At 60.4% G+C, this 26,779-nt stretch carries 20 protein-coding genes; 13 read left to right on the plus strand and 7 right to left on the minus strand.

The window, feature by feature from the left end:
- Window positions 1-52 precede the first annotated feature (52 nt).
- The 3 genes from BMX59_RS06145 (at window position 53) to BMX59_RS30050 (ending at window position 4,134) form a co-directional block, all read left to right on the plus strand.
- Window positions 53-2,305 carry a heavy metal translocating P-type ATPase gene (locus tag BMX59_RS06145; RefSeq protein ID WP_093120565.1) on the plus strand — a complete coding sequence of 751 codons (2,253 nt, stop codon included), beginning with the start codon at window positions 53-55 and terminating at the stop codon, window positions 2,303-2,305.
- A 16-nt stretch (window positions 2,306-2,321) separates the two neighbouring features.
- Window positions 2,322-3,185: a LysR family transcriptional regulator gene (locus BMX59_RS06150; protein WP_092241872.1), complete on the plus strand. Its 864-nt coding sequence runs from the start codon at window positions 2,322-2,324 to the stop codon at window positions 3,183-3,185.
- Between the two features lie 172 nt (window positions 3,186-3,357).
- A complete protein-coding gene (locus tag BMX59_RS30050; protein ID WP_139212850.1) occupies window positions 3,358-4,134 on the plus strand; it encodes a sce7726 family protein in 777 nt (258 codons plus the stop codon).
- Window positions 4,135-4,136: 2 nt separating this feature from the next.
- Here BMX59_RS30050 and BMX59_RS06155 read toward each other — a convergent pair whose 3' ends face one another.
- On the minus strand, window positions 4,137-5,213 hold the full coding sequence (locus BMX59_RS06155; RefSeq protein WP_092241877.1) for a beta family protein: 1,077 nt from the start codon (window positions 5,211-5,213) through the stop codon (window positions 4,137-4,139).
- A gap of 661 nt (window positions 5,214-5,874) precedes the next feature.
- Here BMX59_RS06155 and BMX59_RS06165 point away from each other — a divergent pair.
- From BMX59_RS06165 to BMX59_RS06185, 5 genes are all read left to right on the plus strand, one after another.
- Window positions 5,875-6,939 (plus strand): putative 2-aminoethylphosphonate ABC transporter ATP-binding protein, encoded by a 1,065-nt coding sequence (locus BMX59_RS06165; RefSeq protein WP_093120570.1) that lies wholly within the window; start codon window positions 5,875-5,877, stop codon window positions 6,937-6,939.
- Window position 6,940: 1 nt separating this feature from the next.
- Entirely contained in the window at window positions 6,941-8,647 is a 1,707-nt protein-coding gene (locus tag BMX59_RS06170) for a putative 2-aminoethylphosphonate ABC transporter permease subunit (protein WP_093120572.1), read from the plus strand.
- Between the two features lie 18 nt (window positions 8,648-8,665).
- Complete coding sequence (locus BMX59_RS06175; protein WP_093120574.1) at window positions 8,666-9,691, plus strand: putative 2-aminoethylphosphonate ABC transporter substrate-binding protein; 1,026 nt, start codon at window positions 8,666-8,668, stop codon at window positions 9,689-9,691.
- A gap of 112 nt (window positions 9,692-9,803) precedes the next feature.
- Window positions 9,804-10,937, plus strand: coding sequence for a TIGR03364 family FAD-dependent oxidoreductase (locus tag BMX59_RS06180; RefSeq protein WP_092241893.1), 1,134 nt, complete (start codon window positions 9,804-9,806; stop codon window positions 10,935-10,937).
- On the plus strand, window positions 10,937-11,491 hold the full coding sequence (locus BMX59_RS06185; RefSeq protein ID WP_093120913.1) for a phosphonate degradation HD-domain oxygenase: 555 nt from the start codon (window positions 10,937-10,939) through the stop codon (window positions 11,489-11,491). The genes BMX59_RS06180 and BMX59_RS06185 overlap by 1 nt, the downstream gene beginning before the upstream one ends.
- Here BMX59_RS06185 and BMX59_RS06190 read toward each other — a convergent pair.
- The gene (locus BMX59_RS06190) at window positions 11,488-12,855 is read right to left on the minus strand and encodes a DUF3482 domain-containing protein (RefSeq protein WP_093120578.1); all 1,368 of its coding nucleotides are present in this window, start codon (window positions 12,853-12,855) and stop codon (window positions 11,488-11,490) included. The two genes, BMX59_RS06185 and BMX59_RS06190, sit on opposite strands and share 4 nt — an antisense overlap.
- Window positions 12,848-14,218, minus strand: coding sequence for a DUF2868 domain-containing protein (locus BMX59_RS06195; protein WP_093120581.1), 1,371 nt, complete (start codon window positions 14,216-14,218; stop codon window positions 12,848-12,850). The genes BMX59_RS06190 and BMX59_RS06195 overlap by 8 nt, the downstream gene beginning before the upstream one ends.
- Before the next feature lie 69 nt (window positions 14,219-14,287).
- Here BMX59_RS06195 and BMX59_RS06200 point away from each other — a divergent pair, with 69 nt between their 5' ends.
- Complete coding sequence (locus tag BMX59_RS06200) at window positions 14,288-14,800, plus strand: dihydrofolate reductase (protein WP_092241902.1); 513 nt, start codon at window positions 14,288-14,290, stop codon at window positions 14,798-14,800.
- Window positions 14,801-14,875: 75 nt separating this feature from the next.
- On the opposite strand, the gene BMX59_RS06205 is transcribed toward BMX59_RS06200, so the two are convergent.
- Window positions 14,876-16,267: an L-cystine transporter gene (locus BMX59_RS06205; RefSeq protein ID WP_071490396.1), complete on the minus strand. Its 1,392-nt coding sequence runs from the start codon at window positions 16,265-16,267 to the stop codon at window positions 14,876-14,878.
- Between the two features lie 240 nt (window positions 16,268-16,507).
- Here BMX59_RS06205 and BMX59_RS06210 point away from each other — a divergent pair, with 240 nt between their 5' ends.
- From BMX59_RS06210 to BMX59_RS06225, 4 genes are all read left to right on the plus strand, one after another.
- A complete protein-coding gene (locus tag BMX59_RS06210; protein WP_071490395.1) occupies window positions 16,508-17,566 on the plus strand; it encodes a phosphorylcholine phosphatase in 1,059 nt (352 codons plus the stop codon).
- A 213-nt stretch (window positions 17,567-17,779) separates the two neighbouring features.
- Window positions 17,780-18,313: an RNA polymerase sigma factor gene (locus tag BMX59_RS06215; RefSeq protein ID WP_093120584.1), complete on the plus strand. Its 534-nt coding sequence runs from the start codon at window positions 17,780-17,782 to the stop codon at window positions 18,311-18,313.
- Entirely contained in the window at window positions 18,310-19,257 is a 948-nt protein-coding gene (locus tag BMX59_RS06220; RefSeq protein ID WP_092241912.1) for a FecR family protein, read from the plus strand. The genes BMX59_RS06215 and BMX59_RS06220 overlap by 4 nt, the downstream gene beginning before the upstream one ends.
- Before the next feature lie 132 nt (window positions 19,258-19,389).
- Window positions 19,390-21,837 (plus strand): TonB-dependent siderophore receptor, encoded by a 2,448-nt coding sequence (locus tag BMX59_RS06225; protein WP_093120588.1) that lies wholly within the window; start codon window positions 19,390-19,392, stop codon window positions 21,835-21,837.
- A 74-nt stretch (window positions 21,838-21,911) separates the two neighbouring features.
- Here the strand turns inward: BMX59_RS06225 and BMX59_RS06230 are convergent, their stop codons facing one another.
- The 3 genes from BMX59_RS06230 to BMX59_RS06240 form a co-directional block, all read right to left on the minus strand.
- Window positions 21,912-23,321, minus strand: a complete 1,410-nt coding sequence (locus tag BMX59_RS06230; protein ID WP_093120591.1) for a surface-adhesin E family protein — start codon at window positions 23,319-23,321, stop codon at window positions 21,912-21,914.
- Between the two features lie 122 nt (window positions 23,322-23,443).
- A complete protein-coding gene (gene ilvD / locus BMX59_RS06235; RefSeq protein ID WP_092241922.1) occupies window positions 23,444-25,285 on the minus strand; it encodes a dihydroxy-acid dehydratase in 1,842 nt (613 codons plus the stop codon).
- Window positions 25,286-25,510: 225 nt separating this feature from the next.
- Window positions 25,511-26,701, minus strand: coding sequence for an MFS transporter (locus BMX59_RS06240; protein ID WP_093120595.1), 1,191 nt, complete (start codon window positions 26,699-26,701; stop codon window positions 25,511-25,513).
- Between the last annotated feature and the right edge of the window lie 78 nt (window positions 26,702-26,779).

Below are 26,779 nucleotides of genomic sequence, written 5' to 3' on the forward strand. Positions count from 1 at the left end.
AGTGGCTACAGGGTCTTTACTTGGCAACAGGCACCTTTACGGACGCGACAGAATGAGCGATTCCATCCACACCCCGCATAAACACGAGCATGATCACGATCATGGCCCGAAAAAACTCACGCCCGTGCATGACCATGGCCACGGCGGCTCCTGCTGTTCCGGCACCCCAGCCCCGGCGTTGGTGCAATTGAGCGAAGCGCCCACCGCCGGCTCGCGGCTGAGCACCTTTCGCATCGAAGCCATGGACTGCCCCACCGAGCAGACGCTGATCCAGAACAAACTAGGCAAGCTTGCGGGTGTGCAGCAACTGGAATTCAACCTGATCAACCGCATCCTCGGTGTCACCCACGACCTGCCGACGACGGCGCCGATCATCGACGCCATCAAGTCCCTGGGCATGCAGGCCGATCCCATCGAAGAAGGCACACCCGCCGCCGAACCGCCCGCCAAGAAACACTGGTGGCCGCTGGCGTTGTCCGGCATCGGCGCGTTGGGCGCCGAAGTGCTGCACTTCACCAGCGCCGCGCCGACCTGGGTGATTGCCATCGTCGCGCTGGTGTCGATCCTCAGTGGCGGGCTCACCACCTATAAGAAGGGCTGGATTGCCCTGAAAAACCTCAACCTGAACATCAATGCCCTGATGAGCATCGCGGTAACCGGTGCGATCCTGATCGGCCAGTGGCCGGAAGCGGCGATGGTGATGTTCCTGTTCACCGTGGCCGAGTTGATCGAAGCCAAATCCCTGGACCGTGCGCGCAATGCCATCAGCGGCTTGATGCAGATGACGCCCGAGCAGGCCACCGTGCAACAGGCTGATGGTTCGTGGGCTGAGCAAGAGGTCAAGAGTATCGATCTTGGCGCCATCGTGCGGGTAAAGCCTGGCGAGCGCATCGGCCTGGACGGCGAAGTCACCGCTGGCCAATCCACCATCGACCAGGCGCCGATCACTGGTGAAAGCCTGCCGATTGAAAAGACCGTGGGCGACAAAGTCTTCGCCGGCACCATCAACCAGGCTGGCTCCCTGGAATATAAAGTCACTGCCGCCGCCAACAACTCCACCCTGGCGCGCATCATTCACGCGGTGGAGCAGGCCCAGGGCGCACGGGCACCGACCCAGCGCTTCGTCGACAGCTTCTCGAAAATCTACACCCCGGCGGTGTTCCTGTTTGCCCTGGGCGTGGCGGTGATTCCGCCGTTGTTCATGGCCGGCGCCTGGTTCGACTGGATCTACCGCGCCCTGGTGCTGCTGGTGGTCGCCTGCCCGTGTGCACTGGTGATTTCCACCCCGGTGACTATCGTCAGCGGCCTCGCGGCGGCAGCGCGCAAAGGCATCCTGATCAAGGGCGGCGTGTACCTGGAGGGCGGTTACAAGCTCGATTACCTGGCTCTCGACAAGACCGGCACCATTACCCACGGTAAACCGGTGCAAACCGATTACCTGGCGCTATTCCCCAACGTCGAAGACAGCGCACCGGCATTGGCCGCCAGCCTGGCTGGGCGTTCCGATCACCCGGTGTCGCTGGCGATCGCCAATGCGGCTGTGGATAAAAATCTGCCTACCCACGTTGTGGATAACTTTGCCGCCCTGGCCGGTCGCGGCGTGCGCGGCGAGATCAACGGCGAAACCTACCATTTGGGCAACCACCGCCTGGTGGAAGACCTGGGCCTGTGCTCGCCGGTGCTGGAAGAAAAACTCTTCGCCCTGGAGAAACAAGGTAAGTCCGTGGTGCTGCTGCTCGACAAGTCCGGCCCACTGGCGCTGTTCGCCGTGGCCGACACGGTCAAGGACAGCAGCCGCGAAGCCATCCAGCAGTTGCACGAACTGGGCATCAAGACTTTGATGCTTACCGGTGACAACACCCACACCGCCCAGGCGATTGCCGCGCAGGTTGGCATCGACCAGGCCCAGGGCGACCTGTTGCCGACCGACAAGCTGCAAGCCATCGAAACCCTCTACGGCCAAGGCCACCGCGTGGGCATGGTCGGCGACGGCATCAACGACGCCCCGGCCCTGGCCCGCGCCGAGATCGGCTTTGCCATGGCTGCAGCGGGTACCGACACGGCTATCGAGACTGCTGATGTGGCCTTGATGGACGATGACCTGCGCAAGATTCCGGCTTTCATTCGTCTGTCGCGGCAAACGTCGAGTATCCTCAAGCAGAACATCGCCCTGGCGCTGGTGATCAAGGCGATCTTCCTCGCGGTCACCTTCCTGGGCATGGCCACGATGTGGATGGCGGTGTTCGCCGACATGGGCGTGAGCTTGCTGGTGGTGTTCAATGGCCTGCGCCTGTTGCGCAAATAGACGATGAGAGGGTGGTGTGCTGAGTGCCGAGTTGAAGGCGTTTTATATGGTCGCCCGCCTGGGCAGCATTACCCAGGCGGCGAAAAAACTCGGCCTGAGCCAACCCACGGTCACCACCCAGATCCGCAATCTGGAAAGCCAATACGGCATTGAATTGTTCTACCGTGGCGGGCGTCGCCTCACCGTCAGCGACGAGGGCGCGCGGCTGCTGCCGATGGTCAAGGCGCTGTTGCAGCAGGAAGCGGATATCGAGTTTTTCCTGCGCAACAACGGCCAGGTCCAAGGCGCACTGAGGATTGCCGCGACGGCGCCGTACTACATCCTCGACCTGGTCAAAGCCTTTCGCGAACGCCTGCCGCAGGTGGAAGTGTCGGTGGAAATCGGCAACTCCCAACAAGTGCTAGAAGCCTTGGACGATTACCGCGTCGACGTTGCCGCCTCCTCGCAACTGCTGGAAGACCCACGCCTGATTCGCCGTGTTCTGGGCACCGACCCGTTGGTGCTGGCGGTGCACCGCAACCATCCGTTGGCCAAGCTCGACCATGTGCCGCTCAACGCGTTGGCCGGGCACACGCTGTTGATGCGTGAAGCGGGCTCTACCACGCGACGTTTGACCGAAGAACTGTTGCAGAGCGCAGGTGTGAGCTTCGGACCGCTGCTGGAAATCGGCAGCCGCGAGTCGATTCGTGAAGCGGTGCTGCGCAACATCGGCATCAGCATCATTGCCCGCCAGGAAGTGCCCCATGACCCGCAATTGCGCGTGCTGACCATCGAGAACGCGCCGCAGATTCCGGAGTATCTGTACTGCCTCAAAGAACGGAAAAGTGCTCGCCTGCCGGCGGCTTTTCTGGGGCTGGCGCAGGAAATGTCAGGATGTTGAAGATGAAAATCAGTCGGCTATATGCTCAAATTTATGGATGTCTGCTGAGGTTTGGGAGTCAATTGCGCTCTCAAGGCGGCCAGATTTTCTGTCGTTACCGAATGGCCGGGCTGTGTTATTTTGGTACGTGAATGCTGATCGTGTGTTTTTATAACTTTATTATGGTTTATATATGTTGAATGAGCAGATGATTAAAGCTGCAGTCATCGCGAAAATTCAGACCAAGGTTAATAGTGATGGCGCGGTACTTATAAATGAGATGGTTTTTTCTCATGGAGCTCGACGTGCTGATTTGGCGGTGGTTAATGGAAATCTCCATGCTTTCGAGATCAAAAGTGACTTAGATACGCTTCGTAGATTAGAGGGGCAGGTTTCGGACTACTCATCAAGGTTCGACAAGCTAATTTTGGTTGTGTCTGAAAAGTTTGTTGAGCATGCATTGCAAAGTAATGAAAAAATAGGTGTTTGGAAGGCGTCATTAGATCTCAATGGTAAGGTCCGGCTTCAAGTAATACGTCCAGGAAGACTTGACCGGGTACGAGATGTTGGTTTCTTGTGTGATTTTCTTTTGAAGTCTGAATTAATAGATTTAGTAAGAGCTCACAAGAAATATACGTATCTTTCAAGGCTTTCTCGTGAGAATTTGACTGCGTTAGCTTTAGATATACCGATTTCAATAATTAGAGATTTTATGCTTAGGGCAATAAAGCTCAGGTATGAAAAAACGAGTTCTCTGTTTTTCGCTACATGCTCTGATGGCGTCGTCTCTCCTAATGAAATGGATAACCTTAGCCGTTCAAAGGTTCGGCGAAAAGAGATGGAGGAACTATTTAAATGCCCAAGAGCGTTGGGTGCGAATGTTGAGCGGCGAGAAATAAACCTATCTAGGTTTTTCCCAAAAGGGGACATTCCTGAAAATATCCCCCGTTTTGTATTGGTTCCTTCCTAATACTAGAAGATCCAATCGTCTTCATTTTCTGGAACGCCAACCTTAAGGCGTTCCAGTTGATAGTTTATATGTAGATTTACTCGGACGGAAATTGCCGTCACCGGTGCATTTATTGTATCGCCGACTCGGCTAACTGTATTCTTTAACATCTGTGCGCCCCAGCTTTCGCTTTCGGCAATTTCAGGGTGTTCTCTTAATAGCACTGCCGCTGCATCTATGAAACCTTCACCTTTGGTCCGAGGGCGGCGCTCGAAAAACCAAAATCCGTCGCTAGGTATATCTAATCGAGGCAGAAATACTCCCCCAAGGTCATCGTAAACCACTGAATGTATGGATGCATGATCCCCATAAATTACTATATCTGAGCCAATTTCTTCGAATAATAGATTTTCTAAAATATCTATTTTCCCTGATGTTTCGCTTTTTTCATTTAAGAAAGGTGTTACTGATCTTGGGAAACTAGTGCCAGCTAGTACTCGTGGGACTTCTGGTACTTCTTCAACTATTGTGTTTATTGTTTTTAATATGCTTTCCAGTACCCCAGGTTTGATGTTTTTTGTTGATATGTCTCTAATGAATCCGGCATCTATAATTATTAGAGATTTTTCGGGTTGCTCCAGAGCATACAAGGAGTTTAGAGTGTGTTCTAAATCTGTTTTAAAGTCTTTAATTCGGAATACAGGAGGGCGTTGTAGACGCTCTAAATTAAGTGCCTGCCTGACAATTTCACGGCCCTTTGCTCCTGGTGTGAATTGTACAGTAGGAATAATGTTCTCATTTTTTTCAACAAAACTAATCCAGCTTTTAAAATTATCCTCAGGATTCATGAGGTCTCTTACGGCTTGGTTTTGATGCTGGATTTCTCTAGTAAGGTCTAGAATATAGTTTCGCTGACCTACACATTCAGTGATTTTTGCAATGGCTTTTTCACATCCGTCAGAGTTACGCCATTTCCCTAAAATTATCACCGGAGTAAGGCTGTCTTTAGATTTTTCGTCAAGATGCGAATAACCGCTGAGCTCAGCTTGCCGTGTACGAATTATCGGGTAATATTTAAAATCTTTGAAGTTGATGTTCATCGCTCGTCCCTCCGTTCCGCTTGGCTCTCTAAGTGAGCTGCAAGTTTATTTCTGATTGTGTCTTTTAGAGGCTCTGGATTTATCATTGAGGAAAGAGAGTTTGAAATATTTCTATAAGAAACGAGATCGTTTTATTGGGAGATTAGGTCGTTCTGATATTTCATGGATTCGTTTTTGAATTTTATTGCCTCGTCTTTGGCAAGAATTAAATCGTCCTCAAATTTTTCTAGAGCTCTAAATGCTGTGATGCTTAGGGCTAGGGTAATAACCGCAGACGCGATCCATCCAGAGAGTGAAACGATATTTGCGTTACTCTCTGGAGATGTCAGATATATGCTGATGGCGACGCTGGAGAGACCGACAAGTAAACTGATTATTGAGACTACCCTGTCAACGTTTTTTATCATTTTTGAGTCCACTTCAAAAGCGATTGATGCTGGATCGTAGCTGGTTTGGGTGTCAGTAAACAGCGGTAAGTCGTGTCCAGTGATTCAGCTTCTGTTTCGTGATCTTACTGGTGTGGCGTTATTTAGGTTCTCCGGAAGAAATATTGCCTACCCAAATCCACGAATACCACTATCACCGGGTTTTGCCTTTCTGCCACATCAGGGACGCATTGCCCCCCTAGCATGGCCTTCATCCGTTCGATGAGGTGCCTTGCATGAACACAGCCCTGACCCAACCCGGTGCGCCCATGAAGGTGCGGGGTATCCAGAAACGCTTCGGCGCCTTTACCGCGCTGGACAACGTGTCCCTGGACGTCGCCGCTGGCGAGCTGGTGTGCCTGCTGGGCCCGTCCGGTTGCGGCAAGACCACCTTGCTGCGCTGCATCGCCGGCCTGGAACGCCAGGACAGCGGCGAGCTTTACCTGGGCAGCCGTGACGTTTCCCTGCTGCCGCCTCAGGCGCGGGACTACGGCATTCTGTTCCAGTCCTACGCGTTGTTTCCCAACCTCACTGTCGAAGCGAACATCGGCTACGGCCTCACCGGCAGCGGTCGTGATGAAGTGCGCCAGCGTGTTGGCCAGATGCTTGAACTGGTCGGCCTGGTCGGCAGTGAAAAGAAATACCCCGGCCAGCTGTCTGGCGGCCAGCAGCAACGCGTCGCTTTGGCCCGTGCCTTGGCGCCCGCGCCTTCGTTGTTGTTGCTGGATGAACCGATGTCGGCCCTCGACGCCCGCGTGCGTGAGCATCTGTGCACCGAGCTGCGCCAACTGCAACGGTGCCTGGGCATTACCACGCTGATGGTCACCCACAATCAGGATGAAGCGATGCTGATGGCCGACCGCATCGCCGTGATGAACAACGGCAAGGTCGAGCAATACGCCACGCCCCAGGAGATCTACGACCGTCCGGCCACGCCGTTCGTGGCGGAGTTTGTCGGCCAGGGCAATTGGCTGCCGTTCAGCCGCAACAGTGCCAGTCACGCCCAGGTCGGCGGGATGAACATGCGCCTGGCCGACGATGCCGGCATGGCCAAGTCCGGCCGCCTGTTCTGCCGTCCGGAGGCGATCAGCGTCAACCCGGCGGTGCATGAAGAAAACCTGTTCCCGGCCAAGGTGCGCGAGATCACCTTCCTCGGCAATCGCTGCCGTATGAGCTTTGAACTGGAGCAATTGCCCGGCCACCCGCTGCTCGCCGAACTGGCCCCGGAAGCCATGCCGCGCCTGGGCGCACAGGACATCTGGGTGGCCTTGCCGCCGCGCAGCCTGCAGGTGTTTGCCTGAGATGGCTGCTGTGATGACACTGCCACGCCAGGTATCCCGCACCGAAACCGGCGACAGAATTTTCGTCGTCGGCGGCAAACTGCTGTGGCTGTTGCTGCTGGGCCTCGCTGTATTGATGCCGTTGCTGGCGATCTTCTGGCGCGGTTTCAGCAGCGAGGCCGGGCAGGGCGGTGGCCTGGTGGCGGCGCGGGAGCTGGTGACCAGCGCCAACTTCCATTGGCTGCTGGGCAATAGCCTGAAAGTGTCCCTGAGCGTGGCGGCCATCGTCGTACCGCTGGCCTACCTGTTTGCCTACGCCCTGCAACGCACCTTGATTCCCGGCAAGGCGATCTGGCGCGGTATGTCACTGCTGCCGCTGATGGCGCCGTCGATGCTGCCGGGCATTGCGCTGGTCTATCTGTTTGGCAACCAGGGCATGCTGCGCGGGCTGCTTTCGGAGAACATCTACGGTTTCTGGGGCATTGTGCTGGGGGAGGTGATCTACACCTTCCCACATGCCTTGATGATTCTGCTGTCGGCGCTGTCCCTGGCGGATGCACGCCTGTTCGATGCCGCCTCCAGCATGGGCGCCAGCCCGGCCCGGGCGTTTCGCAGCATCACCTGGCCGGTCACGCGCCAGGCGGTGTTCGCCGCGTTTTGCCTGGTGTTCACCCTGACCATCACCGACTTCGGTGTGCCCGTGGTGGCGGGTGGCGATTATCAGGTGCTGGCCCTGGAGGCCTACAAGGCGGTGGTCGGCCAGCAGCAGTTCGGGCGCGGTGCGCTGATCGGCATGGTGTTGCTGTTGCCGGCGTTGTTCAGCTTTGGGGTGGATGCCTGGCTGCGCCGCCGTCACGGCGACTCCATGAGCGGCCGTGCGCAAGTGTTTCAACCGGTGCCGTCGGCCTTGCGAGACGCCTGCTACCTGGCCATCGTGCTGCTGATCTGTGCGGTATTGCTGTTGGTGTTCGGCATGGCGGTGTATTCCTCGCTGGTGAAATTCTGGCCGTACAACCTGTCGCTGTCCCTCAACCATTACCAGTTCGAGGACACAGCCGGCGGCGGTTGGCTGGCTTACCGCAACAGCCTGACCCTGGCCCTGTGCACCGCGTTGATCGGCAGCGTGCTGATCTTCACCGGCGCCTACCTGATGGAAAAAACCAAGGGCCAGAAGGGCCTCAACCTGGCCCTGCGCATGCTCAGCTTCGTGCCGATGGCCGTGCCGGGCCTGGTGCTGGGCCTGGGCTACGTGTTCTTTTTCAACCTCAACGGCAATCCGCTGCATGTGTTCTACGGAACCATGACCCTGCTGGTGGTGTGCACCATTGCGCATTATTTGACCACTGCACAGATGACCGCGACCACCGCACTGCGCCAGCTCGACGCCGAGTTCGAAGCCGCCGCGCTGTCCCTCAAGGCGCCGCTGTACCGGCATTACTTGAAGGTGACGGTGCCGATCTGCCTGCCGGCGCTGCTGGACATCGTGCGCTATCTGTTTGTGTCGGCGATGACCACCGTGTCCGCCGCGATCTTCCTCTACAGCCCCGACACCATCCTCGCCGCTGTTGCCGTGCTGAACATGGACGACGCCGGCAACGTGGGCGGTGCGGCGGCCATGTCGACCCTGATCCTGTTCACTTCGGCCGGCGTTTCGCTGCTGCTGGCGTGGGCTTCACGTGGCGCGTTGCGCCGCTCCCAAGCCTGGCGCCAGACCGCGCCCGGGCAATAATCCTGAAGGAGGTGTTCCATGTTCAAGCCCCTGGCGCTGGTCGCGGCGGTACTCACGGCATTCAGCGTGAATGCCTTTGCCGCAAAAACCGAGTTGACCGTGTACACGGCCCTCGAAGCCGAGCAATTGAAGACCTACAAAAAGGCCTTCGAACAGGCTAACCCCGACGTCGAAATCAAATGGGTGCGTGACTCCACCGGCATCATCACCGCCAAGCTGCTGGCCGAGAAAGACCGCCCGCAAGCCGACGCAGTGTGGGGCCTGGCCGCCTCCAGCCTGGCGATCCTCGACCAGCAAGGCATGCTGGACAACTACGCGCCCAAAGACCTGGACAAGATCGGCAAGAACTATCGCGATGCCGCCAACCCACCGGCGTGGGTCGGCATGGACGTGTGGGCGGCGACCATCTGCTTCAACACCGTTGAAGCCGAGAAACAGGGCCTGACCAAGCCGGTGAGCTGGCAGGACCTGACCAGGCCTGAGTACAAGGGCAAGATCGTCATGCCCAACCCGGCCTCGTCCGGCACCGGTTTCCTTGACGTCAGCGCCTGGCTGCAGACCTTCGGCGAAAAGCAAGGCTGGCAGTACATGGACGACCTGCACCAGAACATCGGTCAGTACGTTCACTCCGGGTCCAAGCCGTGCAAGCTGGCGGCTTCCGGTGAATTCCCGATCGGCATTTCGTTTGAATACCCGGCCGTACAGCTGAAACGCCAGGGCGCGCCGTTGGACATCATCCTGCCGAAGGAAGGCCTGGGCTGGGACATCGAAGCCACCGCCGTGATCAAAGGCACCGCGCACAAGGACGCCGCGCAGAAGCTCGCCGACTTCTCCGCCAGCCCGGCGGCCATGGAGCTGTACAAGGACAACTTTGCCGTGCTCGCCCAGCCAGGTATCGCCAAGCCGCAGACCGAATTGCCGGCCGACTACGAGCAGCGTTTGATCAAGAACGACTTTGCCTGGGCGTCGAAGAACCGCGACAGCATCTTGACCGAGTGGCGCAAGCGCTATGACGGCAAGTCGGAGAAAGTGGCAGGGCAGTAAGGTTTTTCGTTGGGGCTACTGGCCTCATCGGGGGCAAGCCCCCTCCCACACTAATCGAACTGTGGGAGGGGGCTTGCCCCCGATGGCGGTCTGCAAAACAGGACATTACGATATGACACACCACAGCGACCTGCTGATCATCGGTGCCGGCATCCTCGGCCTGTCCCACGCCTACGCCGCCGCCAAACGCGGCCTCAAGGTCAAGGTGTTCGAACGCAGCGCCACGCCCTTGGGCGCTTCGGTGCGCAACTTCGGCCAGGCGCTGGTGACCGGCCAACCACCGGGGCCGATGCTCGACCTGGCACGCGAAAGCCGTGAGATCTGGGGCCATTGGGCGCAGGTCGCAGGGCTGCAACTCAAGCGCAACGGCGCCTACCTGTTCGCCCGCACCGAAGCCGAAGAGCATCTGTTGGAAGCGTTCTGCGCTGGCCGTGCGCAGGAACACGGCTACAACGTCGACCTGCTGCAAGGCGCAGCGATGAAGGACCTGTACGGCGGCCAGTTCCGCCATCACCGCGCTGCGTTGCATGGCAAGGACGATCAGCAACTGTATTCGCGCGAAGCGATCCCGGCGCTGATCAACTACCTGGCGCAAGAGCTGAAGGTGCAGTTCTACTTCTCTACGCTGGTGCGCGACGTCGAACCGGGCCAGTTGCACAGCACGGCAGGCAGCTTTCGCGCTGAACAGATCATCGTGTGCTCCGGCCACGACTACCAGACCCTGCTGGCCGAAGCGATGGCCGAACTCAACCCGAGCATCTGCCGCCTGCAAATGCTGCGCGCGCGGCCAGCGGTGAACCTGAACCTGCAACACGCGTTGCTCACCGGCTTGAGCTGCGTGCATTACGGTGCCTTTGCCGACCTGCCGGAAGCCGCGCCGGTGCAGGCGCAAATCCTGCGGGAGGCACCGCACCTGCATGAGCACGGTATCCATTTGCTGATCAGCCCGACGCCCCATGGCGAACTGATCATCGGTGACTCCCATGACTACGGCAGCGATGCATCGCCGTTCAATGCCGAGCAGGTCGATGACTGGATGATCGCGCTGGCCGAGCAGACCCTGGGCTGCAAGATCCAGGTCGTGGAGCGCTGGCAGGGCGTGTACGGCTCACGCGGGCCGGCGCCGTTTTCGTTCCTGCGGGCGGCGCCGGGTGTGAGCGCGGCGTTGATGCACACCGGTGTGGGCATGAGCGTGGGGCCGGCAATGGCTGAGCGAAATATCACAACCTTGTGGGGGGCGGCGTGATCAACCCGGAACAGACCATCGCCGAAGTCTTCGGCTTGTACGAACAGCACGGCACGGCGGATTACATCGGCGAGCCGGTGTCGCAGATCGAGCACATGTCCCAGGCCGCACAGTTGGCCATGGCCGAAGGCTTCGATGATGAAGTGGTGCTGGCGGCGTTTTTCCACGATATCGGGCACTTGTGCGGCGATGGCGGCGAAAACATGGGCGGCTATGGCGTGGTCAGTCATGAGCAGTTCGGCGCCGATTACTTGCGTCGTGCAGGCTTCAGCGAGCGCATGGCCAAACTGGTGGAGTATCACGTGCAAGCCAAGCGCTACCTGACCTTCAGCCAGCCGGGTTATTACGCCCGCCTGAGCGAAGCCAGCCGCCGTACGCTCGGGTACCAGGGCGGTGTAATGACTCAGGAAGAGGCGCAGGCGTTTGAACAAGATCCGCTCTGCGAGATCAGCCTGCGCATGCGTCATTGGGACGAGCAGGCCAAGGCAATGCACGTGCCGGTGCTCGACCTCGAGGTACTCAAGGCCAAGGCGCGGCAGGTGCTGGCGGCTTAGGTTTCGTCGAGGCGCCGGGCCAGTGCTTCGATCTGTTCCTGGCGCTCAGCCTGGCTGAGCTTGGGGTGAGGGTTGAGCGACGACCACTGCGGGTGGGCGCGGGCTTTGTGCAATGCATCCGGCAACTTGCCCTCGCGCCAGGTCTTGTCCTGGGGCGTGTCGACCTTGATGCTGTGCATCGCCGCATGGCCGCGCAGGTCCAGAGCCTTGAGCAACTGGCGTTGGCGCAGGGCGAGCAGGCGCAATACGCTGTCGTCCACGGTCAGCTCGCGCTGGCCTTTGATCTTGCCCAGCAGCCGGCTGCCATAGCTGCGTGCGGTTTGCAGCGCGCCACCGGCAATGGCGCCGGCCAGGGCGGCGGCGCCCAAGGTCAGGCCGCCGACCAACAGATCCACACCGGCACCCGCCGCTGCGCCTGCGGCGATTCCGCCACCGACGCGCACGCCGAGTTGCTTGAGAGTTTCCGGGTTGAACAGGTCGTCGCCCCAGCGCCCGTCCAGCAGCGGCAAGTCACTGGCGGCGGCATCCTGCGGGCGGAAGCCGAACAGCTTGAGCAGCGCTTCCACACACTTTTGTTCGCGTTGGCGCACGGCTTTGCGCAGGTCGCCGATGGCGTGTTGTTCATCTTCGGTGACCACGCTACGGCGGCAGGCGGCGCAGTCGATCAGCAGTTCGGCGATCAGCCGGGCGGCGCTTTGCTGGCGGGCCTGGCGCTGCGCCCCTTGATCCAGGATCAGCCGTTCCAATTGCGGCCGTGCGTTTTCCAGCAGCAGGGCGAGGCTTTCATACAGGCGCCGCTCGCCGTCTTCCGGCGGTGCCACGCTGTCGAAGCGCACCAGCGCGTGCAGGCCAAGCCGAGCCAGGGCTTCGCGCCAGTCCGGCTCGCGGTGGTCGCTGCTGCTGACAAAGTTGAGCACCGGCAGCAACGGCTTGCCGCAACTGGCCAGCACTTGCAGCTCGTCGCGGTATTTGGCCAGTACCGGCTCGCGGGCGTCGATCACATACAGGCCGGCGTCGGAGGCCAGGAGTTGGCGCAGCACCTTGGCTTCCTGTTCGAAACGCTGGCGCGCTTCGCTGCCTTCCAGGAACCGCGCCAGGCGGGCCGGGCCGTCGAGGCGTTCGCCGGGGCGATCCAGGCGCTCCAGGTAATCGAGCAGGGCGATGGCGTCTTCCAGGCCGGGGGTGTCGTACAGCTCCAGCAGGGCTTCGCCGTCCACCGACAAGCGTGCGCCTTCCACATGCCGTGTGGTACTGGGACGATGGGACACTTCGCCGAAGCCCACATCTCGCGTAAGGGTGCGCAGCAGCGACGTCTTGCCGACATTGGTGTGGCCAACCACGGCGAGTTTCAGGGGCTTAGTCATGACCGGTCTCCAGCCAGTTCAGCGGTGCGCAGTCGGCAAAGGGCAATTCAAGCTGTTGCAGCGCGGTGTGCCAGTCGCCCAGGCGCTCGGCATCGAGGGCCTGGCCGGGCGGCGCTTGCAGCAGCCACACGCGGGTGGCGGTGGCGCTGCGGGCGAGTTCGGCGATCAGCGCCAGGCTGCCGCGATCCGGCGAGCGGCGCGGGTCGCAGGCGATGGCCAGGCGTGCGGGCGGGAAGCGCGTGAGTTGTTCCAGCAGTTTGTTGCGCGATTCGCGGCTGTCGAGGATCCCGGCGTTCTTCACGTTGTGCGGCAGTTTGGGCGGCCAGGGGCGCTGGTCGTCCAGTTCGATGGCCACCAGCAGCGCGCCGTCGCTTTGCAGTTCGCTGACGCCGCCGCTGACGTGATGCAGTTGTTCGGGGGCGGCATCGTTGACCCCGAGGCGCTCACTGCTCGGCATCAGGCGCTCGCGCAATTGGCTGTAGCCGGGCAGGTTGAGGTCCAGGCGCAGGGCGGCGCGTCCACGTTTCCAGCGCCACAGGCAGAGCAGGGCAAGGATCAAGCGGGGCAACAGGCCATAGACCAGCAGCACGCCCACCAGCCATGCGGCCCAGGCCTGGCGGGCGCTTTCGATATTCAGCGCGGAATCGCCGCTGGCGCGGATCATCTCGACAGTCGGCACATTGAAGCCCAGCAGGGCGGGCAGGGCGCCGAGGGCCTGGGTGACGGCGACGAAGGTGTCGGCGCCGAGAATGGTGGTTTCCCACACGAAGCCGTAGCGGCGGGTGGCGAGTAGTGTCAGCAGAATCACCAGGGCGCTGAGCAACGCCAGCAACCACAGGCTATTGACCAGCACACCTACGGCCCAGCGATTGAGTTTCTGCCGTTGCAACAATAGCAGCAGTGCGGGCGCCAGCTGCGCAGCCTTCGCGTCACGGGCGAGTTTTTCGCTGAGCCATAACCACAGTCGCCCCAGGCTGGCGCTGTGTTCACCGGCAAACAGCAGGCCCAAGGCCCAACTGATCAGCAGGATCAGGTTCAAGCCGAGCAAGCTGCCCAAGGCCCAGAACACATTCACCGGGACCAGACCGTTGCCCAGCGCGGCAAAGGCCAGGCCCGCACCGCTGATCACCGCGACGACCGCCAGCAGCACCAGCGCCAGACGTGCGCCTTGCAACCAGCGGGTGAGGGCGGTCGTGAGCCCATCGCGCTCGGCCAGGTGCAGGGCGCGGTGCTGGATGCGCGTCGGCATGTCGCCACCGACGGTGCGGGCCAGGCGGCTGGCTTCCAGGTCTTCCAGAGGGCCGGCGTGTTCTTCGCGCAGGCGCACGGTTTCTGTCAGCCAGAGTGTGTGCAAAGGAGTCACGCGTTGTCCTGTCGTGTTTGTGAGCCTGGAGCATAACCCCTGGCTCGGGGCTCTGGTATTCTCGTCGCCATGAAAAAAACTCTCCCTTTAAGCCTGATCGCAGCCCTCGGTGAAAACCGTGTGATCGGCGTCGACAACAGCATGCCCTGGCATTTGCCGGGGGATTTCAAATATTTCAAGGCCACCACGCTCGGCAAGCCGATCATCATGGGGCGCAAGACCTGGGACTCCCTGGGCCGACCGTTGCCGGGGCGCTTGAACATCGTGGTCAGCCGTCAGACCGATCTGGCGCTGGAAGGTGCGGAAGTTTTTCCGTCTCTGGAGGCCGCGCTAGAGCGCGCTGAGGAATGGGCAACGGCGCAAGGCGTTGACGAGCTGATGCTGATTGGCGGTGCTCAGTTGTATGCGCAGGGGCTGGAGCAGGCGGATCGGCTGTATTTGACGCGGGTGGCGTTGAGCCCGGAGGGGGATGCCTGGTTTCCGGAGTTTGATCGGGGCCAGTGGAAGTTGGTTTCCAATCTGGAGAATCCAGCTGAAGGTGATAAGCCTGCTTACAACTTTGAAGTCTGGGAAAAAGCTTAAAAGCATCGGGGGCAAGCCCCCTCCCACATCTTGACCGTCAAGTGTGGGAGGGGGCTTGCCCCCGATTGCTATCTATCAGGCTTGCGCTAATTCCGCATGCTCATCCGCATTCAACAACGCCTTGTCCGTCTGCCCCATGACCTGGCTGGTAATCGCCCCCGCCGTCATCGAGCCATTCACGTTCAACGCCGTACGGCCCATGTCGATCAGCGGCTCCACGGAAATCAGCAGCGCCACCAGTGACACCGGCAAGCCCATGGCCGGCAGCACGATCAGCGCGGCGAAGGTCGCACCGCCGCCCACGCCGGCCACACCGGCCGAACTCAAGGTCACAATCGCCACCAGGGTCGCGATCCACAGCGGGTCCAGCGGGTTGATGCCCACGGTCGGCGCGACCATCACCGCCAACATCGCCGGGTAGAGGCCGGCGCAACCGTTCTGGCCGATGGTCGCGCCGAACGAGGCGGCAAACCCAGCGATGGATTGCGGGATGCCCAGGCGACGGGTCTGCGCTTCAATGCTCAGCGGGATCGCCGCCGCGCTGGAGCGGCTGGTGAAGGCAAAGGTCAGCACCGGCCACACCTTGCGGAAGAAGCGCAGCGGGTTGATCCCGGCCAGGGACAGCAGCAGGCCGTGCACCACGAACATCAGGCCCAGGGCCAGGTACGACACCACCACGAAACTGCCGAGCTTGATGATGTCTTGCAGGTTGGAGCCGGCGACCACTTTGGTCATCAGCGCCAATACGCCATACGGCGTCAGCTTCATCACCAGGCGCACCAGGCGCATCACCCAGGCTTGCAGGGTGTCGATGGCGTTGAGGACTTTCTGGCCCTTTTCCACGTCATCCTTGAGCAGTTGCAGTGCGGCAACCCCCAGGAATGCGGCGAAAATCACCACGCTGATGATCGAGGTCGGCTTGGCCCGGGCCAGGTCGGCGAACGGGTTGGCCGGCACGAACGACAGCAGCAGTTGCGGGATATTCAGGTCGGCGACCTTGCCCGCGTAATCGCTCTGGATCACTTGCAGGCGCGCCATTTCCTGGGTGCCGGCCACCAGGCCTTCGGCGGTGAGGCCGAACAGGTTGGTCAGGGCGATGCCGATCAGCGCCGCAATCGCGGTGGTGAACAGCAGTGTGCCGATGGTCAGGAAGCTGATCTTGCCCAGGGACGAGGCGTTGTGCAGGCGTGCCACGGCGCTGAGGATCGACGCGAATACCAGCGGGATCACGATCATTTGCAGCAGTTGCACATAACCGTTGCCGACCAGGTCGAACCAGCCGATGGAGGCCTTGAGTACCGGGTTGCCGTCACCGTAGACCGTGTGCAGCACGGTGCCGAACACCACGCCGAGTACAAGGGCAAACAGCACCTTCTTGGCGAGGCTCCAGTTTGTGCGACGGGTTTGTGCCAGGCCCAGCAACAGGGCCACGAACACCAGTAAGTTGAGAATCAGGGGCAGATTCATTGAAGCTCCGTTGAGAAGGCAGCCAATCGCGCGAGCCTGCGATTGCGAACCGGAAAGCCTAACAGCTTGAAATATATTGATTTAATACCGATATGGAATGGTGACTGTCGTTTTTGGAATAAGCCCTTGACGCTCAGGCACATGTCCTTGGCGCGTTCACGACGCAAGCGGTCGTGCTCGGGCGATAACTGTCACAGGGATTTGTTAGCGTCGATGTTTTTCACTCAGGGAGAAACGCATATGAAGCTCGCTTCGAGATTGTTTGCCGCCGCACTGTGCTTGGGCCTTGCCGGGCCAACCATGGCCGCTACCGAGTTGAAACACTGGCCGGCCCCGGCCGCCGAGCAACTGAACAAAATGATCGCCGCCAACGCCAACAAGGGCAATTTCGCGGTGTTCGACATGGACAACACCAGCTACCGCTACGACCTCGAAGAGTCCCTGCTGCCCTACATGGAAAACAAGGGCCTGATTACCCGCGACAGCCTTGATCCGTCGCTCAAGCTTATGCCGTTCAAAGACACTGCCGACCATAAGGAAAGTCTGTTCAGCTACTACTATCGCCTCTGCGAAGTGGACGACATGGTCTGTTACCCGTGGGTTGCCCAGGTGTTCTCGGGGTTCACCCTCAAGGAGCTCAAAGTGCAGGTCGATGAGCTGATGGCCTCCGGCAAGCCCGTGCCCGTCACTTATTTCGAAGGCGACGCCATTAAGAAGTCCGAGGTGCAACCGCCGAAAGTCTTCACCGGCCAGGCCGAGCTATACAACAAACTGATGGAAAACGGCATCGAGGTGTATGTGATGACCGCCGCTTCCGAAGAGCTGGTGCGCATGGTCGCCGCCGATCCGAAGTACGGCTACAACGTCAAGCCCGAGAACGTCATCGGCGTGACCACCTTGCTCAAGGACCGCAAGACCGGCGAGCTGACCACCGCGCGCAAACAGATCACCGCCGGCAAGTATGACGAAAAGGCCAACCTGGGCCTGGAACTCACGCCCTACCTGTGGACCCCGGCGACCTGGATGGCCGGCAAGCACGCGGCGATCCTCACCTACATCGACGAATGGAAAAAGCCGGTACTGGTGGGTGGCGACACCCCGACCAGCGATGGCTACATGCTGTTTCACGACGTGGACGTGGCCAAGGGTGGTATCCACCTGTGGATCAACCGCAAGGACAAATACATGACCCAGTTGAACGGCATGATCGCCAAGCACGCGGCGGCGCAGGCCAAGGAAGGGTTGCCGGTGACGGCGGACAAGAACTGGGTGATCGTCAAGCCTGATGAAATCCAGTAAGTCCGAGGTGGCTTTAATCGGGGGCAAGCCCCCTCCCACAGTTGACCGAGTTCCAACATGAGAATGCAGTCAGTGTGGGAGGGGGCTTGCCCCGATAGCTATCTGATTGACAGGCCAAAAGCCACAGCAAAAATAGATATCAATTGCGAACCAATCTCATCATCTGCTAGCGTGCGCACTTCCTGAACCCTCCGTTCTTCTCAAGGTAGTGCTGTGTCCTCCTGGAATTCGCAGATAGCGCGCCTGTTCGCGGAGCAGAAGAAAGCCCTCGAAGCCTTCGTCACCCGCCGCACCGGCAGCGCCCAGGTGGCCGCCGACCTGACCCAGGAATCGTTCCTGCGCCTGGCACGTCTGGACTCCGGCGAGAAGATCGACAACCTGCCAGCCTTCCTCTTCACCATCGCCAGCAACCTGGTGCGCGATCACCAGCGCCAGGCCATCCGCCGTGAGCGCCTGGATGCCGGCGAGCCCAGCGAAGAACTGCCGTGCGGCAACCCCGGTGCCGACGAACAACTGGCCGCCTACCAGCAGGAGCAACTGATGCAGGACGCAATCCTGGCGTTGCCCGAGGCGACTCGGCAGATCTTCCTGCTCTATCATGTCGACGAACTTTCCTACCGCGAGATTGGCGAACGCCTGTCGATCAGCCCGCGCAGCGTGGAATACCAACTGCGCCGCGCCTTGATTGAATGCCGTGCCTACATCAAGACGCGGCTCGCCTGCGACACACAAGGACGTCGGTCATGACTGCGTTACCCACTGCCGACGCGTTGTTCGAAGAAGCGTCCGCCTGGTACTTCCGCTTGCAGGCCGAGGACGTGACCCCGGCCGAGATGGACGCTTTTGCCGCCTGGCTCGGGCAGGGCCAGCCCCAGGACGACGCGTGGCAGGAAGTGCAGGCGATGCTCGGCGGTTTGCGTGAACCGGCACGGCTGATCCGCCGCGCCGAGCAGGTCGCGTGGCGCAAACCCGCGCGGCGTTGGGCTTATGCCGCTGCCGTGCTGCTGGCGGTTGGGTTGACCGTGCAGAACACGCCCTGGCTCGACCGCCTGCGCGCGGACTACGCCACCGGCACCGGCGAAACGCGCACAGTCGAGTTGGCGGACGGCTCCCAGTTGCAGCTCAATACCGACAGCGCCGTTCAGGTACGCATGAGCAGCGGTGAGCGTCAGATTCGTCTGTTGCGCGGGGAAGGTTTTTTCAGCGTGACCAAAGACCCGGCGCGGCCCTTCGTGGTGCAGTCCGGCGAGGGCTGGGTGACGGTGGTCGGCACCCAGTTCAGCGTGGCAAGGCGGGATGCGCAGACGCGGGTGCAAGTGGCGCAGGGCAAGGTGCAGGTCAGCGCGGGCGCCGGTGAGCCGGTCTACCTGGAGCCGGGACGGGCCGTGGAATATCAGGGCCAGCACCTTGCCGAGGCCCACGGTTTCGATGCGGCCAGCGGTTTCGCCTGGCGCCAGCGACAACTGGTGTTCCGCCAACAACCGCTGTCGGAAGTGGTCAGCGAGTTGAACCGCTACTGGCCTGGCAAGACCCTGGTGCTGGGCGATGCGCTGCGCAATCGCGTGGTGTCCGGCGTGTTCGAGATCGACAAACCGGAAGCCGTGATCAAGGCGCTGGAATACACCCTCAACCTGCGCGCTGAGCACTACACCCCGTATTTACTGGTGTTGCGCGAAGGCAAAGCCTCTTAGCGGCAACTTTTGCAAAATATTTTCAGGGTTTCCCCGCAAGCCATCGTCCTTGATCACTGAGGCGTAAATAGTAAGCACTCTCAAGTAGTGCGGCGCCGATCACAGACTTTTTTGCACCGGGGAGCACCATCCATGGCACACCGATTCGCCGCGCGGCCCTTGCTGGCACTGGCTATTTCCATGGCCTGCGGCACTGCGCCGTTGTATCTGCAGGCCGCCGAAACCACCCAGGCCCAGACTTATCGATTCGATATTCCGGGGCAAAGCCTGGACGGTGCGCTGGCGGCATTTTCGGCAGTGACACGGGTGCAGGTACTGGTGAATGGTGAGTTGACCCAGGGTGTGGTGTCACCGGGGGTGAAGGGCAACCTGGGGCAGCGTGAAGCCTTGGGGCAACTGCTCGGCGGCACGGGGTTGAGTGCGGCGTTTATCAATGCCGATACCGTTACCCTGGAAAAGCGTGTGGACGCCGGTGGCGCCCTCGAAGTCGGCGCCACCACCATCAGCGCCGAGCGCCTGGGCGTCACCACCGAAGGCACCGGCTCCTACACCACGGGTGCCGTGACCATCGGCAAGGGCGAGCAGAAACTCAAGGACATCCCGCAGTCGGTCAGCGTCATGACCCGCAAGCAGATGGACGACCAGAACACCACGAAGCTCTCCGACGTGGTCAAGCGCACGCCCGGCCTGACGGCGACCAAATCTCCTGGCCCTGGCATGTTCATCTTCTCCCGTGGTTTCGAAGTCGGCACGCTGCAATACGACGGCGTGGGAATCCCGCGTAACACCTATACGCTGGGCAGCTACCTCACGGAAAACATGGCGATCTATGACCGCGTCGAAACCCTGCGCGGCCCGGCGGCCTTGCTGCAAGGCGCGAACAGCCCCGGCGGCACCATGAATCTGGTGCGCAAGCGTGGCCAGCAGGCAACGACAGTGACCATCACCGCCAAGGCCGGCTCGTGGGACCACTATGGCACCCAAGTCGATGCCGGTGGCCCGCTCAACCCGGAAGGCACCTTGCGCGGCCGGTTTGTGGCGGATTACGACACCACCAACTCCTTCGTCGACTACGCGGGCGGCTGGAATCAGACCGTCTATGGCGCCGTCGACTACGACTTCACGCCAGACACCACCGTGGGCGTCGGCATCAGCAACCAGAAAGGCCACTCACGCCCCAACTTCATGTCGCTGCCCCGCTACGCCAATGGCAGTGATATCGGCCTGCCGCGCTCGACCTTTGTCGGCGCCAGCTGGAACCGTGCCGTCAACAACCAGACCCAGGTGTTCGCCGACCTGGAGCATCGTTTCAACGATGACTGGAAGGTGAAGGCCGCGCTGGTGGCGATGGACGAACACAACGACGCGACCTACCAGGCGACGTGGGATACTGTCCCCAACCCCGGCGACACGGGCAATGTGCGCTACATCGACTGGGTGACCGACTTCAATACCAAAAGTCGCGGCGCGGATGTGTATGTCAACGGCAAGTTCGACGGCCTGGGTTTCCAACAGGAAATGGTTCTGGGCGCCAACTATTCCAAACTCACCACCGACGACCAGTGGGCGCGGGCGGCAACGAATGGCGCGGATATTTTCAACATCGACCATAACCGTGTGCAGCGCGACAAATACCAGTTGTTCCAGGCGGGGAACGCCTCGAAGAGCTGGTATGACATCCGTCAGAAAGGCATCTATGGCACCTGGCGCGTCAAGGTGCTGGACCCGTTCACGCTGATCCTCGGCGCGCGCACCAGTTGGTATGAGTACTCCTATATTGGCCAGAACGGCCGCCAGGGCGTGTACGGCGTTGCCGAGGAAAGCACCACGCAAACCTCCGGCAAGGTCACGCCGTATGCAGGCCTGGTCTATGCCCTGAACGATCAATGGTCGGCCTACGCCAGCTACGCCGATGCGTTCGAGCCGCAAACCAACCTGACCACCTCCGGATCTCTGCTCAAGCCTATCGAGGGCAAGAACTACGAGCTGGGCATCAAGGGTGAACTGGCCGATGGCCGCCTCAACACTTCATTCGCGATCTTCCGCTACGACCAGGAAAATCGTGGCGTCCAGGACCTGCAAGGGCCGATGAACTGTAATGGCTGGTACTGCTCGGTGGCCTCGGGCAAGGTCCGCAGCCAGGGTTTTGAAGCCACATTGGGCGGTGAAGTGCTGCCGGGTCTGCAACTGGTCTCCAGCTACACGTACAACACCACCAAGTTCCTCAAGGACGACACCTACGAAGGCAAGGTCTTCAGCACCTGGACGCCCAAGCACCTGCTCAAGGTGTGGGGCGATTACCAGTTGCCGGGGGACTGGCAGAAGGTCAGCGTCGGCGCTGGCGTAACGGCGCAAAGCAGCACCGTCGCCTACGATCGCACCTTCAGCGTGCCGGGCAATGCACTGTGGGATTCGCGGGTGGCCTACAAGATCAACCAGGAATTCACCGTCGCGGCGAACCTGAACAATATGTTCGACAAGAAGTACTACATCCCGGCGTACAACGCGAACTGGGGCAGTAACTACTATGGCGACCCGCGCAATGTGATGTTCACCATGACCTACACCCCACAGTTCTGAGTGCAACCGGAATAAAAATGCCCCGCACGTGGCGGGGCATTTTCATGGGATCAAACAACCCACGCTATCGCGCGTCACTTCACCGATTTCAAATGCCAGTTCCATTGCGCAACCAACGCGTTCTCACCCAATTTGATGAACAGCCCATAGTCGCTCAGGTAGGCTGCCTGGTAAGTCCAACCTTTCATCTGAACGCAGTCGAGTACCTTTGCTTGCCCCTTCAGGTCCGGGGTCAGAGTGGCGGCCGGGATTTCCCGAGCGACCTTGCAGGTCACGGTTCTTGGCTCGCTGTTCTCCGGCGAAGGACTGCCATCGGGGTTGATGGATTTTGACCACGTTTGGGTGTAGCTCACCTCACTGGCGAGGGGCAAGTTACGCCAATCGCCTTGAAAGCTCAGGCCAACCAAGAGGCGTGTCTTCACCTTGTCAGTGCCTGTTTTGCGGTCGAGACCTTGGCTGTCCAGATCAAACAGGCCTTGGAAGGTCAGCTCCTGGTTAAAGCCAAGTGCCGAGTCGCGTGTTTGTACCAGCGTCTGACCCGATGCTTTGTCGACACTGATGAATGTCTGCTTGGTCTGGTCGCCCACGCGGGTGTTGTTGAAGAGCACGGCGTCATAGTCGTAGGCCAGCTCGCTCAGGGTGCGGGTTGGCGCAGGCAGGCCGAGCGCTCGGATGGCCGCCAGTACGGCTGGGTTGGCATTGGTTGCGCTGGCAGCGGGTGGCAATGCCTGGCGCGCCTTGAAAGCGGGTAACCGGGCCAGCTCCACCGGCGCCTGGCACAGAGCCTTGAAGAGCTGGGCATGTTCGCCGGAAGCTTGATCCAAGGCTTGCGGCTTGAATTGTCGACGGATTTCGCCGTTGATCATCTGGCGCGTTTCATCGAGGTTGAACTGGCTCATCAACGTAATGGTGCGTTGTGTGCAATCCAGGGTCAGCCGCTCCTGCCGTTGAGTAAACAACGATGCGGTCTTGGCGACCTGATAGTGCAGGTAATCCTCTGCGGCCCAGACGGATATCTGACTGCCTTGCTGCTGCACGCTGTTACGGTCGATCAGCAGCCAGCCCTGATCGGCAGAGGTTTGCAGCACCCGCCAGTCGGGCAGGGGGCGTGCCTTGCATACGCTCTGCAATTGAGCGCTTTGCTGCAGTTGTTGGGCCTGTGCCGCTGGCAGGTCGACGCCTGTTGCCGGTGAGGGAGTAAAAGCCCGCAGGCCCGTGCGCGTGGGGTAGAACATCCTTCCAGGACCTTGTGTGCAGTAGGCGTCGAACTGCACAGAGATCGGGTTTTGCTGCAAGTCGACGGAGTACGCGACTCTGTCGCCGTTGCGCAGGATGGTGTAGTCGAGCGCCGGCAGTGTCATGGCTTCGTTGAAGAGTGCCAGGCCTGGGTCCACCTGAGGCTTTTGCAGCGAGCTGCAACCGGCCAACGCCAATAGGGAAAGCGCCCATGCAGCTGGGCGTAGAGCGGTAAAGCGGGCATCCATGCGGGTAACTTCCTTGAGAATACAGATGCGCCTGTTATCGGCCGGCGTATGAAAAACTACAGCGTCAGAACGCCAGGCAAAAAAATGCCCCGCACTTGGCGGGGCATTTTCATGGGCGAGGCTTACAGGCCGTCGAGCATCGCCTTGTTACGCACCGCGCCCTTGTCGGCACTGGTGGCCAGCAGGGCATAGGCTTTCAATGCGGTGGTGACTTTGCGCGGACGCTTCTCCACCGGTTTCCAGCCTTTCTTGTCCTGCTCGACCCGGCGTGCCGCCAGTTCTTCGTCGCTGATCAGCAGGTTGATCGAGCGGTTCGGAATGTCGATCAGCACCTTGTCGCCGTCCTGCACCAGGCCAATTGCGCCACCGGCAGCGGCTTCCGGCGAAGCGTGGCCGATGGACAGGCCCGAAGTACCGCCGGAGAAGCGGCCGTCGGTCAGCAAGGCGCAGGCTTTGCCCAGGCCCTTGGATTTCAGGTAGGACGTCGGGTACAGCATCTCCTGCATGCCCGGGCCGCCTTTCGGGCCTTCGTAGCGGATGATCACGATGTCGCCTTCCTTCACTTCGTCGGCGAGGATGCCGCGCACGGCGCTGTCCTGGCTTTCGAAGATCTTCGCGTTGCCTTCGAACACATGGATCGACTCATCCACACCGGCGGTTTTCACCACGCAGCCATCCAGGGCGATGTTGCCGTACAACACGGCCAAACCGCCTTCTTTCGAGTAGGCGTGCTCGACACTGCGGATGCAGCCGTTTTCACGGTCGTCGTCGAGGGTGTCCCAACGGGTCGACTGGCTGAACGCGGTTTGCGTCGGGATACCGGCCGGGCCAGCCTTGAAGAAGGTGTGCACGGCTTCGTCGTCAGTCTGGGTGATGTCCCACTTGGCGATGCCTTCGGCGATGGATGGACTGTGCACGGTCGGCAGATCGGTGTGCAGCAGGCCGCCACGAGCCAGGGAGCCTAAGATCGAGAAGATTCCGCCGGCGCGGTGCACGTCTTCCATATGGTACTTCTGGATGTTCGGCGCGACCTTGCACAGTTGCGGCACGTGACGGGACAGGCGGTCGATGTCGCGCAGGTCGAAATCGATCTCGGCTTCCTGGGCCGCGGCCAGCAAGTGCAGGATGGTATTGGTGGAACCGCCCATGGCGATGTCCAGGGTCATGGCGTTCTCGAACGCCTTGAAGTTGGCGATGTTACGCGGCAATACCGACTCATCGTTCTCGCCGTAGTAACGCTTGCACAGCTCGACGATGGTGCGGCCGGCCTGCAGGAACAGCTGCTCGCGGTCGCTGTGGGTGGCCAGCGTCGAGCCGTTGCCCGGCAAGGCCAGGCCCAGGGCTTCCACCAGGCAGTTCATCGAGTTGGCGGTGAACATGCCGGAGCACGAGCCGCAGGTTGGGCAAGCACTGCGCTCGTATTCCGCGACCTTCTCGTCAGAAGCGCTGGAATCGGCGGCGATGACCATGGCGTCGACCAGGTCGAGGCCGTGGGAGGCGAGTTTGGTCTTGCCGGCTTCCATCGGGCCGCCGGAGACGAAGATCACCGGGATGTTCAGGCGCAGGGCGGCCATCAGCATGCCAGGGGTGATCTTGTCGCAGTTCGAGATGCAGACGATGGCGTCGGCGCAGTGAGCGTTGACCATGTATTCCACGGAGTCGGCGATGATCTCGCGGCTCGGCAGGGAATACAGCATGCCGTCATGGCCCATGGCGATGCCGTCATCCACGGCGATGGTGTTGAATTCCTTGGCGACGCCACCGGCGCGTTCGATCTCGCGGGCGACCAGTTGGCCCAGGTCCTTGAGATGGACGTGGCCGGGTACGAACTGGGTGAACGAGTTGGCAATCGCGATGATCGGCTTCTTGAAGTCGTCATCTTTCATCCCCGTGGCACGCCATAGTGCGCGCGCGCCGGCCATGTTGCGGCCGTGGGTGGATGTTTTCGAGCGGTAATCTGGCATGGAGCACTCCGGGCGGCTAATCGGTATCAAAAGGGAGTGAGCTTCTATTGACGTCTGGAACACCCGAAAAATGGCCGTGTGTCCGGAAGTTGCCACTCGCGTCGCGGGATCGCCGCTTGCTTGGGCCTCGAGCTCATAAACCCGCCGGGGGATGACTGGCGATGAATAGGCCGATTCTACACCGCTGGCGGCGGGAGGGAATGACCGAAACCGTGAAGATAGCGGCTACGGGACGTGCGGGTGACGCCGCGCCCATGCGTTCAGGGCCAGGGCGACGGCGCTCAGCATCAGAAAGCACAGACCCAGCGCGGTACTCAGATGGTGGGTAAAGGTGCTGATGAATGCACTGATAAGACCACCGGCAATGAATAGCACTGCCGCCACCGCTGAGGCCGCCGTCCCTGCATTGTCCGGAAACAAGCTCATGGCCTTGGAATTGGAAATGGGGCGGGTGATGGTCGTGCCTGCTGTGCAGAGCAGCATGGGCACCAGCACGGTCGGGGTTGATAAGCCGAACTGATAGGCGAGGACCAGCATGACGATGCCCGAGATCGCGATCAGCACCAGCCCGGTGGCCATCTGGGTCGCGGCCGGTAGTCGCTTGTGCAACAAGCCCGCACTGACACCGCCCAGTACATAAGCGGCGCCGTAGAGGAGCAGGGTCAACGAGTATTCGTGGGGCGTCAGCTGCAACTGGTCCATGAAAATCAGCGGTGACACAACGATGAACGAGAAATGACAGGCGAAGGTAATCGCGGAGATCGTGGCATAGCTGGCGAAGTGCCGGCTGGCGAAGACCTTGGTGTAGGCCTTGAACATGCTTTGGCGGCTTGGTGCCGCTTGAGGCAAGCCGCCATGGAGTAGCCGGTGAGCCATGATCAGGGTGGCTGCACAGAGCGCTATAAACACATAGAAGCTGCCTTGCCACCCCCCGTGCAGTTGCAGCCACGCGCCCAGCAGCGGGGAAACCGAAATGAAAATTCCCCCGGCCGTAGCCATGGCGATCCGCAACCGCTCTTGTTCTCTGCCGAAGAAAAGGTCCTGCACCAACGCTTGGGACAGTATGAAACCGCCGCAACCCATGGCCTGGATGACGCGAAAGAACAGGAATTGGGCGGTCGTGCTGGCGGTTAAACACCCGGCCGCACCCATGATTGCGACGAGCATGCTGGCCAGTAGCAGCTTCTTGCGGCCGATCCTGTCGGACAGCGGGCCGATCAACAGCATGGCGCAGGAAAAGCCAATGGCGAACAGGCTGACCGAGCGGGCGACCTGGGTGGTGGAGGTGGAGAAGTGTTCCGCCAGGGCGGGAAAGGAAGGCAGCACGACGTCAAGCGGGAAGACGCCCAGCAGGGTCATGGTCATCAGCCAGAAAACAATGAAAGGTTTTTCAGCCTGTGTGATTGCCGTCGACATGGGCGAGCCTCGATTCCGTGAGGGAGTCGAGGATCAAGTCTGAGTAGAGGAAAGTCAAAGCCTGGTTTTGAGCGAAAC

Origin of the sequence: Pseudomonas sp. NFR09 (assembly GCF_900111535.1) — a bacterium.
In the GTDB taxonomy this organism is placed as follows: Bacteria; Pseudomonadota; Gammaproteobacteria; order Pseudomonadales; family Pseudomonadaceae; genus Aquipseudomonas; species Aquipseudomonas extremorientalis.